Origin of the sequence: Nocardiopsis halotolerans DSM 44410 (assembly GCF_000341065.1) — a bacterium.
Lineage (GTDB): Bacteria > Actinomycetota > Actinomycetes > Streptosporangiales > Streptosporangiaceae > Nocardiopsis > Nocardiopsis halotolerans.
Genome location: NZ_ANAX01000367.1, coordinates 1 through 9,798 on the forward strand (window position 1 = coordinate 1; position 9,798 = coordinate 9,798).

The 9,798-nt window shown below is 72.6% G+C and carries 5 protein-coding genes and 3 pseudogenes; 3 read left to right on the plus strand and 5 right to left on the minus strand.

The genetic code is table 11. The annotated features are described in order from the left end of the window. Positions 1–70: 70 nt before the first annotated feature. The 3 genes and pseudogenes from D455_RS0126740 to D455_RS31820 form a co-directional block, all read right to left on the minus strand. Positions 71–2,383, minus strand: coding sequence for an FdhF/YdeP family oxidoreductase (locus tag D455_RS0126740; RefSeq protein ID WP_017573734.1), 2,313 nt, complete (start codon positions 2,381–2,383; stop codon positions 71–73). A gap of 75 nt (positions 2,384–2,458) precedes the next feature. After that, positions 2,459–3,169, minus strand: coding sequence for a hypothetical protein (locus tag D455_RS0126745; protein ID WP_017573735.1), 711 nt, complete (start codon positions 3,167–3,169; stop codon positions 2,459–2,461). 65 nt (positions 3,170–3,234) lie between these two features. Next, a pseudogene (locus D455_RS31820) lies at positions 3,235–3,715 on the minus strand (YbaK/EbsC family protein). A 269-nt stretch (positions 3,716–3,984) separates the two neighbouring features. On the opposite strand from D455_RS31820, the gene D455_RS0126760 reads away from it, so the two are divergent. After that, positions 3,985–5,817, plus strand: coding sequence for a SpoIIE family protein phosphatase (locus tag D455_RS0126760; RefSeq protein WP_017573738.1), 1,833 nt, complete (start codon positions 3,985–3,987; stop codon positions 5,815–5,817). A gap of 96 nt (positions 5,818–5,913) precedes the next feature. Then, positions 5,914–7,098 carry an alcohol dehydrogenase catalytic domain-containing protein gene (locus D455_RS0126765; protein WP_026123016.1) on the plus strand — a complete coding sequence of 395 codons (1,185 nt, stop codon included), beginning with the start codon at positions 5,914–5,916 and terminating at the stop codon, positions 7,096–7,098. 69 nt (positions 7,099–7,167) lie between these two features. Here D455_RS0126765 and D455_RS31825 read toward each other — a convergent pair. Both D455_RS31825 and D455_RS0126775 read right to left on the minus strand, forming a co-directional pair. Next, positions 7,168–8,173, minus strand: a pseudogene (locus D455_RS31825) (ABC transporter substrate-binding protein). Positions 8,174–8,368: 195 nt separating this feature from the next. After that, positions 8,369–9,148: a siderophore-interacting protein gene (locus D455_RS0126775; RefSeq protein WP_017573741.1), complete on the minus strand. Its 780-nt coding sequence runs from the start codon at positions 9,146–9,148 to the stop codon at positions 8,369–8,371. A 295-nt stretch (positions 9,149–9,443) separates the two neighbouring features. On the opposite strand from D455_RS0126775, the pseudogene D455_RS31830 reads away from it, so the two are divergent. Beyond that, positions 9,444–9,798, plus strand: a pseudogene (locus D455_RS31830) (ABC transporter ATP-binding protein); the annotation flags it as partial.

Sequence of the window (9,798 nt, forward strand, 5' to 3'; positions counted from 1 at the left end):
CCACTGAAGACATCGGACTCACTCATCTAGGCGCCACAGGGCGGGCCGGTGGACCGTTCCGGTCACCGCATCAGACGGCGTCGGCGCCGGAGTCCGGCTCGAACCGCACCACCACCGACTTCGACGTCGGCGTGTTGCTCACCTCGGCCGTGGAGTCCAGCGGCACCAGCACGTTCGTCTCGGGGAAGTAGGAGGCCGCACACCCGCGAGCCGTCGGGTAGTACACGACCCGGAAGTGCGCCGCGCGCCGCTCCCTGCCGTCCCGCCACTCGCCCACGATGTCGGTGTACGAGCCGTCGGCCAGCCCCAGCTCCCGGGCGTCCTCGGGGTGGACCAGGACCACCCGGCGACCACCGGTGACACCGCGGTAGCGGTCGTCGAGGCCGTACACCGTGGTGTTGTACTGGTCGTGCGAGCGCAGCGTCTGCAACAGCAGCCGCCCCTCGGGGACCTCCGGCGCGTACGTGCCGTTCACCGTGAAGTTGGCCAGCCCGGTCGCGGTGGGGAAGCGCCGGTCGTCGCGCGGGGCGTGCGGCAGGGTGAACCCTCCGGGGCGCCGCGCACGGGCGTTGAAGTCCTCGAACCCCGGCACGACCGCGGCCACGTGCTCGCGCACCCGGTCGTAGTCGGCCAGCTCCGACCACGCCACCGGGACGTCGCCGAGCACGCGCCGGGCCAGGTCGCAGATGATGTCCACCTCCGAGCGCATGCCCTCCGACAACGGCGGGAGCACCCCGTGGGAGGCGTGTACCTTCCCCATGGAGTCCTCCACCGTCACCCACCGGGGCTGGCCGCCGCGCAGGTCGCGGTCACTGCGCCCCAGCGCGGGCAGGATCAGCGCCCGTGTCCCCGTCACCACGTGCGAGCGGTTCAGCTTGGTGGACACGTGCACCGTCAACCCCACCCGGCGCATGGCGTCCTCGGTGACCAGGGTGTCGGGTGTGGCCGAGACGAAGTTGCCGCCCATCGCGAAGAACACCCGGACGTCACCGTCGGCCATGGCGCGGATGGCGTTGACGGTGTCGTACCCGTGCTCGCGCGGCGGCGCGAACCCGAACTCGGCGCCCAAGGCGTCCAGGAACGCGTCCGCGGGGCGCTCGAAGATCCCCATCGTGCGGTCGCCCTGCACGTTGGAGTGGCCGCGCACCGGGCACACGCCCGCGCCGGGGCGGCCCACGTTGCCGCGCAGCAGCAGGAAGTTGACCACCTCGCGGATGGTGGGCACCGAGTGCCGGTGCTGGGTCAGGCCCATCGCCCAGCACACCACGATCCGCTCCGAGGCGGTGACCATCGCGGCGATGCGCTCGATCAGCTCCCGGCCCAGCCCGGTGGCCCGCTCGGTGCGCGGCCAGAACTCCTCGTCCGGTTCGGCCAACAGCGTCTTGGCGAACTCCTCGAACCCGTGGGTGTGCGTGGTGACGAACTCCCGGTCCAGAACCTGTTCGCCGCGCTCGTCGGCCTCCAGCAGCAGGCGGTTGAGGGCGGAGAACAGGGCGAGGTCGCCGCCCAGGCGGATCTGCGCGAACAGGTCGGTCAGTTCGGTGCCGCGCCCCAGCAGGCCGCCCGCGCGCTGGGGGTTGCGGAACTCGCGCATCCCCGCCTCGGGCAGCGGGTTGACGGTGACGATCCGCGTCCCCGCCTTCTTCGCCCTCTCCAGGGCGGTGAGCATGCGCGGGTGGTTGGTACCGGGGTTCTGCCCGGCCACGATGATGAGGTCGGCCTCGCGCAGGTCCTCCAGGGACACGCTGCCCTTGCCCACGCCCAGGGTCTCGGTCAGGGCCGACCCGGACGACTCGTGGCACATGTTGGAGCAGTCGGGAAGGTTGTTGGTGCCGAGCGCGCGGGCGAACAACTGGTAGCAGAACGCCGCCTCGTTGCTGGTGCGCCCGGAGGTGTAGAAGACCGCCTCGTCGGGGGAGTCCAGCGCCCTGAGGTCCTCGGCGACCAGGTCCAGGGCGCGGTCCCAACCGATCGGCTCGTAGTGCGTGGCGCCCTCGGCCAGGTACAGCGGCTCGGTGAGGCGCCCCTGCTGGCCAAGCCAGTAGCCGGAGCGGTCGGCGAGGTCGGCCACCGAGTGCCTTCCGAAGAACTCGGCGGTCAGCGCCTTGGCGGTGGCCTCCTCGGCGACGGCCTTGGCGCCGTTCTCACAGAACTCGGCCCGGTGCCGCCTGTCCCCCTCGGGCCAGGCACAACCGGGGCAGTCGAAGCCGCGCTTCTGGTTGATCGCGAGCATCGCGGGCAGACCGCGCCGCACCCCCGTCTGCTCGCCGAGGTGGCGGACGCTGTTGAGTACGGCGGGGAGCCCCGCCGCGCTGCTCTTGGGCGGGCTGACCTTCGGGGCGTCCTGCGCGGGGTCCGGCTTCTCCGGGTTCTGGTGTCTCACACCCGCATTCTGGCACCGTCCGCCCTGATGGGGGGCTCGCGGGGCGTGGTCCCGGGCCGCGCCCGACCCGGGCCGTCACGTTCTGACCGGGTACCCGATGAGCTGCCGCACCGCGTGGGGAGGGCAGTGGGCGCCGGAGGCGGCGTCGAAGACCACGTCGTCGCGGGAGCAGAAGTACAGCCGCTGCCAGACCCGCCACGCGTGGGCCCTGAGGGGCTCGTCCCGGTTCCTGATCTCCCCGGTGCTGCGCGCGTCCCACAGGACCAGCGCGACACCCGCCCCGGCCATGGTGGCCATCGCGACCAGGGAGGCCGGGAAGGAGAGGAACGCGTCCACTCCGTCGAACAGGCTCCCGACGCCGTGGACGACCGCTCCCACGAGGACGAGGACCGCGCCGGACACGACGAGCGTGGTCCTCCAGTCCCTGCCCAGCCACCAGCGCAGGACCAGAGCGGTGATCGCGGCGGGCACGCCGCCGAGGACCCCGAGCAGGAACACGTACGGAGCGCAGAGCACGAGCAGGGCGACCCCGGCCCACAGCGCGATCCTGGGCGGGACCTCGGGCCGCGCGGGAAAACTCAGCTGCGCCGCGAGCGTGCTCTGGGAGTGGGAGGTGGCGGTGTGCCGCGCCCTACCGACCGTCGTCTCACCGCCCAGCCACGACCGTTCGTCCCACGCACGGATCGTGGACGACCCGGTGACCCGTGTGGTCGTGGTGCCCTCCCGGACCACGGCGGACACCTTGGTGGTTCGGTCCTGGCGTGAGCACACCGGGCGGTTGGCCATCAGCCGTCCCTCCCTCCGCGCGGATCCGGCGGTTCGCCCCGACGCTAGCGGGCGTCCTCCGGCCCTCAGTTGACGGCGGAGGGCGTACCGTTCGTCATCTTCACCAGCTCGGCGTAGTCGGTCGGGAAGATGGTGTTCAGGGTCCCGCCCGCAGCCCACAGCCGGGGGTACTCCTCCAGCGCGGTGTCCACCACGGTCTCCACCGGCTCGGGGTGCCCCAGGGGCGCCACNGCCGATGGCCTGGCCGGTGGCGGCGCGTACCTCCTCGGGCCTGGCACGCCGGATCACCCTCCTGCCCAGGCGCTCGGCGAGCAGCCTCACCTCCACCCGGTGCCGACCGCTGGTCATCACCAGCAACGGCCTGTCATCGGCCATGAACACCAGGCTGTTGGCGATCGCGCCGACCTCGCACCCCAGCGCCTCGGCCGCCTCGGCGGCCGTGCGCGTGGAGGCGGGCAACTCACGCACCCGTCCCCGCGCGCCGAACGCCTCCAGGGCGTCGGCCACCCGCTGGCTGCGCTCGGGCAGCTCCTCCCCGCCTTCCATGTGCTCTCCTTTCGTCCCGGTTGCGGTGCAGGCTACGCCCTCACGCCCGGGCGCGCACCCTCGCGGGGTCAGCGGGTACGGCGTCGACGGGATCCTCCCGTCCGGTGCCGCATGACATGCCGCTGACGGCGCAATGCCCTCCTTGGGCTGGCTGGCGGGGCAGACTGGGCCCCGCCGGTCACGGTCGTGCCAGGGGAGCGTGGGTGTACGGACCCCGCGAGCGCCCCCGGCCGAGTCCGGCGGGATCGGAGGACCCGGAGGTAGGGGCGATGAGTGGCACCGGCTGGCCACTGGAGGCCGACCTGTTGCGCGCGGTGTTCGACAACCTGGGCGCGGGCACGTTCGTCGTCGACACCACGGGCCGCGCCACCGTCGCCAACCCCTACGCGCAACGGATCCTCGACCGGCCCGAGGAACGGATGCTGGGCCGTGACCTGCACGCCCTGCTCCACCGTCGTTCGGACGGGAGCGGGATGCCACGGGAGGAGTGCCCCGTCCTGGCCGTGCTCGACACCGGCCGGCCAGCCGAGGGAAGCGACGAGTTCTACCTCCGGGGCGACGGAACGCTCGTGCCCGTCATCTGGGCGGCCACCCCCCTCCGGCGCGAGGGACGCCTGTACGGCGCGGTCATCGTCTTCCGTAACTTCAAGGCGCACCGCGACGCCGCCGAGCAGACCGCGGCGCACCTGGCGGCCCTGGAGGAGCTCACCGCCCGGCTGAGCATGGTGGCGGAGGTCTCCGCGCTCCTCATCGCCACCCTGGACAGCGGCGAGATGCTGGACAGACTGGTCCGGCTGCTGGTGCCGGAACTGGGTGACTGGGCGGTGGTCGACCTGGTCACGGCCGGACAGGGGGAGGAGATGCGGCGCGTCGCCGCGCACATCCCCGAGGACCGGGACGCGGCCGACTCCCTGAAGGGCCCGCTGTCGCCGCTGCCGCCCACCCCCCACGCGGCGCTGGTGCGCGTTCTGCGCAGAACCCAGCCCGTCCTGCTCGACGCACGGGACCTGGCGGGTGAGTCGGACGAGCCGCTCGCCCGGGCACAGCGACAACTGTTCGACCGCCTGGGCGGGCACTCCGCGGTGGTGGTGCCGCTGTACACCCGAAGACAGGTCCTCGGCGTGCTGACCGTGGCCCGCACCGGTCGGCAGCCCGCCTACACCGACGCCGAGGTCCTCGTGCTGGGCGACATCGCCCGACGCGCCGGTCTGGCGATGGAGAACATCCAGCTCTTCGAACGGCAGCGCCACGTCGCCGAGACCATGCAGCGCCAGCTCCTGACGCCCCTGCCCCAGGTCGACCACCTCCGGATGGCCGCCCGCTACCAGCCCGCGCAGCAGGTCGCCGAGATCGGCGGAGACTGGTACGACGCCTTCCTCCTCGGTGACGGCGTCATGGCCATGGTCATCGGCGACGTGGTCGGCCACGACCTCCGGGCCGCGGCGCACATGGCCGAGGTCCGCAACATGCTGCGTGCCCTGGCCTGGGACCGCCAGGAACCCCCCAGTCTGATCATGCGGCGGTTGGACGAGGCCATGACCAACACCAGTGACGCCCCCATGGCCACCGCCGTCTTCGCCCGTGTCGAGGGCCCCGAGGGCGGGCCCTGGCACCTGCACTGGGTCAACGCCGGGCACCCCCCGCCGCTGCTCGTCACCGCCGACGGCCGCACCCGCTACCTCGAGGGCGGACACGGTCCCCTCCTGGGCATGAGCGCCACCCTGCACATGGGACTGGAGTGGCCCGACGCCCGTGAGGAGATCCCGGCACGGTCCACCCTGCTGTTCTACACCGACGGCCTGGTCGAGAGCCGTGACCACCCCATCGACACGGGCCTGGACAACCTGCGCCGCCACGCGGCCGAGCTGGCCCGGCACGACGTCGAGGACTTCCTCGACGAGCTCCTCGTCCGCATCGATCCCGGCGGCGACGACGTCGCGCTGCTCGCCCTGCGTATCCCACCGGAGGGCGCGGGCGCCGATGACGACACGGAACCGCCTCCGACACAGCACGCGCACAGCCCCGCCACCGCCGACCGGGGGGCTCCCGGTTCCCGTGCCGAGGACACCCCGGTCAGGGACACCTCGGAACCGACGTGGTGAGCCCGTTTCCTCCGACGTGCCCCGGGTAGTGGGTGAGGGCAGCCCAGGGGGCCGCGGGCTCCCCGACCACCACCGTTCGTGAGACCAGGGGGAACCATGAAGGCAGTGGTGTGGAACGGAACCCGGGACGTCGGCACCGCGAACGTCCCCGACCCCCGGATCGAGGAGCCCGGTGACGCGGTCATCCGGGTCACCAGTTCGGGACTGTGCGGCTCGGACCTGCACCTGTACGAGGTACTCGGCCCGTTCATGACCCCCGGGGACATCCTCGGGCACGAGCCCATGGGCGTGGTCGAGGACGTCGGCCCCGCCGTCACCTCCCTGGCCCCCGGCCAGCGGGTCGTCGTCCCCTTCCAGATCTCCTGCGGGCACTGCCTCATGTGTGAGACGGGTCTCCAGAGCCAGTGCGAGAACACCCAGGTCGAGGCGCAGGGCATGGGCGCCGCGCTCTTCGGCTACAGCAAACTCTACGGCGCGGTGCCCGGCGGGCAGGCCGAGTACCTGCGGGTCCCGCGCGCCGAGAGCACCGCGATCCCCGTGCCCGAGCAGGGACCCGACGACCGCTACCTGTTCCTGTCCGACGTGTTGCCGACCGCGTGGCAGGCCGTCCGCTACGCCGACGTGCCCCAGGGCGGATCGGTGGCGGTCCTGGGCCTGGGGCCGATCGGCGACATGTCCTGCCGTGTCGCCAGGCACCTGGGCGCGGAGAAGGTGTTCGGCGTGGACCCGGTGCCCGAGCGGCGGGCCCGCGCCGCCGCATGGGGCGCGGAGGTGTTGGACTCCGCCAGGGGCACCGACGAGGTGGTCCAGGAGATCCGTGACCGCACCGACGGGCGCGGCCCGGACGCGGTCATCGACGCGGTCGGCATGGAGGCGTCCGGGCACGGCACGGCGAAGGCCGCCCAGCGGATGGCCAACCTCATGCCCAGGGGCGCGGCGGCCAGGATGATGAGGACGATGGGGGTGGACCGGCTGGCCGCGTTGCGGACCGCCATCGAACTGGTGCGGCGCGGCGGGACCGTGTCCCTGATCGGCGTGTACGGGGGCATGACCGACCCGATCCCGATGCTCACGCTCTTCGACAAGCAGATCCAGCTGCGCATGGGGCAGGCCAACGTGCGTCGTTGGGTCCCGGAGATCCTGCCGCTGCTGGAGGACTCCGACGTCCTGGGCGTGGACGACTTCGCCAGCCACCACGTGGGTCTGGACGCCGCCTCGCTGGCCTACGAGAGGTTCCAGAAGAAGCGGGACGACGTGTTCAAGGTCGTCTTCCGCCCCTGACCCCGCACGCGCGGGCCCCGCGGAACGCGTGTTCCACGGGGCCCGGTGACGGTTCGGCGGGTCGGCGCCTCAGCCCTCCAGGGCCTCCTGGATCAGGGGGACGATCCCGTCCAGGGCGTGGGAGACGCCCAGGGTCGAGCCGCTGGAGAAGGCGTTGGCCAGTTCCGGGTCGTCCAGGATGATCATGCGGCCGTCCTCCGCGGAGGGGACGCTCTGGAGGACCGGGTCCTCGTGCAGGAACTCCGCGGTGTCGCCGATGGGGAAGATGACGGTCAGGTCCGCGTCCAGGACCTCCACCAGCTCCGGGCTCAGGTCCACGTAGAACGCGCCGTCGGCCATCTCGGTGATCTCGGACTTGTACTGGAACCCGAGGTCCTGGAGCAGGTCCACCCGCGAGTCGCCGGGGACGTAGGCGCCGTACTGGCCGTCGTAGTAGGCGCCGACCGCGATGGTCGTGTCCGCGAACCCGGGGTTGTCCTCGCGGATCTGGGCGAAGCGGCCCTCCAGCTCGGTGATGAGCTCCTCGCCGCGCTCCTCCTCGCCGAGCACCCGGGCGACCTGGCGGGTCTGCTGCTGCCAGGTGGTGCCGTAGGTGACCTCCACCCCGGGCGGCGGTCCGACCACCGGGGCCACCGGGGAGAGCAGGTCGTGGCGCTCCTGGCTGTTGTCGGAGCGGGTGTCGAGGATGACGTCGGGCTCCAGGGAGGCGATCGCCTCCAGGTTGGGCTCCATGGTGCCGACCATGACCGGTTCCTCGTCGAACAGGTCGGCCGCCCAGGGGCCCACGCCTGTGCCGCCGTAGGCCTGCCAGTCGGCCACGCCGACCGGCTGGCCCNCCCAGGGCGAGGGCGGTCTCGGCGTCGGACCAGCCCGTGGCGACGACGTTGGTCGGCTTGTCCTCGATGGTCACGTCCCCGAACAGGGTCTCGACGGTGACCGGGTAACCCTCGGCGACCTCGCCGTCCGTCCCGCCCCCTTCGGAGCCGGTGTTCTGGGCGCCGCAGGCGGTGAGGAGCAGGAGGGACAGCGCACCGGCGGCGATCGTGCCGCGGCGGGTCAGCGGACCGGGGTTCATGTGGCCTCATTCGTCGGTGGGTCAGCTTAGCCTTGCCTAAGCACAGGCCATGGTGGTGGAGGGGGCGGCTTCGCGCAAGCCCATGTCGGGGCGCTCGGAGAGGTCGTCCGACGCCCGGAGGGAGCCTTCTCCGGTGAGGTTCGGTGAACGCGCGTCAGGCGTTGCGCGGCCATGGAAGTGGGGAGCGTCACACCATCACGGGTAGGCCTCCACGCCGTGGCGCCAGTACCCGATGAAGGCGATGTCGTCCTTGGGCACCCCGCGCTCACGGACCAGCGTGCGGCGCAGCTCGGTGGGCAGGGCGTTCTCCCCGGCCACGAAGCAGTAGGGGCGGCCCTCGGGGAGCTCGGCGGCGCGCACGGTCTCCAGCGCCAGCCGCCCGGGGACGGCGTGCGCGTCCGTGCGCGGCAGCCAGTGCACCTCCACCCCGGCCGGGGCGCGGACGGGGCGGACGTCGTCGGGGGAGGGTACCTCCAGGAACGCCAGCCCCCGCAGGTCGGCCGGGGCCTGTTCGAGGATGGACAGCAGCGCGGGGACGGCGCTCTCGTCGCCCACCAGCAGGTGCCAGTCCGTGCCCTCGGTGGGCAGGTAGTAGACGCCCTCGGGGTAGAGCCCCAGTTCGTCCCCGGGCCGGGCGGACAGCGCCCACGCCGACGCCGGCCCCTCGTCCCCGTGCGCGACGAACTCGATGTCCAGTTCCAGCGCCTCCGGGTCGAAACGGCGGATCGTGTAGTTGCGCACGTGCGGGCGACGGTCGTCGGGCATGGCGCGGAACTCGGCCACCCACCCGTTGGCGTCGCCGTCGTCGCCGGTGGCGGGCATGTTCAGCGTGTCCTGGCCGGGCCGGGGGAAGAGGATCCGCGTGCACTGGTCCAGTCCCAGGAACTCCAGTCCGGCCAGCTCCTCGCCGGTGAGCGTCACCGTGAGGAAGTGCTCGGTGGTCCGCTCGACGCGCGCCACGCGGGTGCGGATCATGGCGCGGCGGCTCGGATAACTGATGCGCAAGGCGCGGCCCCTTCGGTCGGTTCGGAGGGTTTCGGGTACGTCCGGGTCGTCCGGTTTCTGGCGCCGGTGACCGTTGTCGACTCGGGCAAGGTTAGCCTAACCAAGGTTGGCGTGGCATGGTGGGTCCGGGTCCCGGCCACCGGGGCACCGGCGGGGACGACCGGCGCACTAACCTGGCCCGGGTACGACACGGCGGAGGGGTACGACATCGGATGAGCACACGTCTGTACGGGGCCGTGCGCCCCGCGCCGAGCGGGCACGCCACGTGAGCGCCGTCGCCGCCCCCGAAGCCGAACGCGAACGGCGCTCCCCGCGAACCCCCACTGGGGAGCCTCCCGCCAGCGTGCGCGCCCTTCGCGGGCGCACCCTGCGGCGCAACCGCCTCCACGTCACCCTCGGCGTGGCCCTGCTCTCCCTGCACCAGGTCGCCGAGGCCCTCGTCCCCGTCGCCATCGGCCTGACCATCGACTGGGCCATCGTCTCCGGCGACGTCCGCGCCCTGGCGGCCTGCGTCGCGGGCATGGTGGCGCTCTTCACCGTCCTGGCCCAGGCCTACCGCAACGGCGCCCGCTTCGCCCTGCGCGCCGTCGAGAACGAGGCCCACCTGCTGCGGGTGGAGG

Bases quoted from the DNA above. Each gene is read 5' to 3' on its own strand.
- D455_RS0126775 (WP_017573741.1), bottom strand. From the start codon at position 9,148: ATGATCCGCACCCGCGTGGCGCGCGTCGAGCGGACCACCGAGCACTTC.
- D455_RS0126765 (WP_026123016.1), top strand. From the start codon at position 5,914: ATGAAGGCAGTGGTGTGGAACGGAACCCGGGACGTCGGCACCGCGAAC.
- D455_RS0126745 (WP_017573735.1), bottom strand. From the start codon at position 3,169: ATGGCCAACCGCCCGGTGTGCTCACGCCAGGACCGAACCACCAAGGTG.
- D455_RS0126760 (WP_017573738.1), top strand. From the start codon at position 3,985: ATGAGTGGCACCGGCTGGCCACTGGAGGCCGACCTGTTGCGCGCGGTG.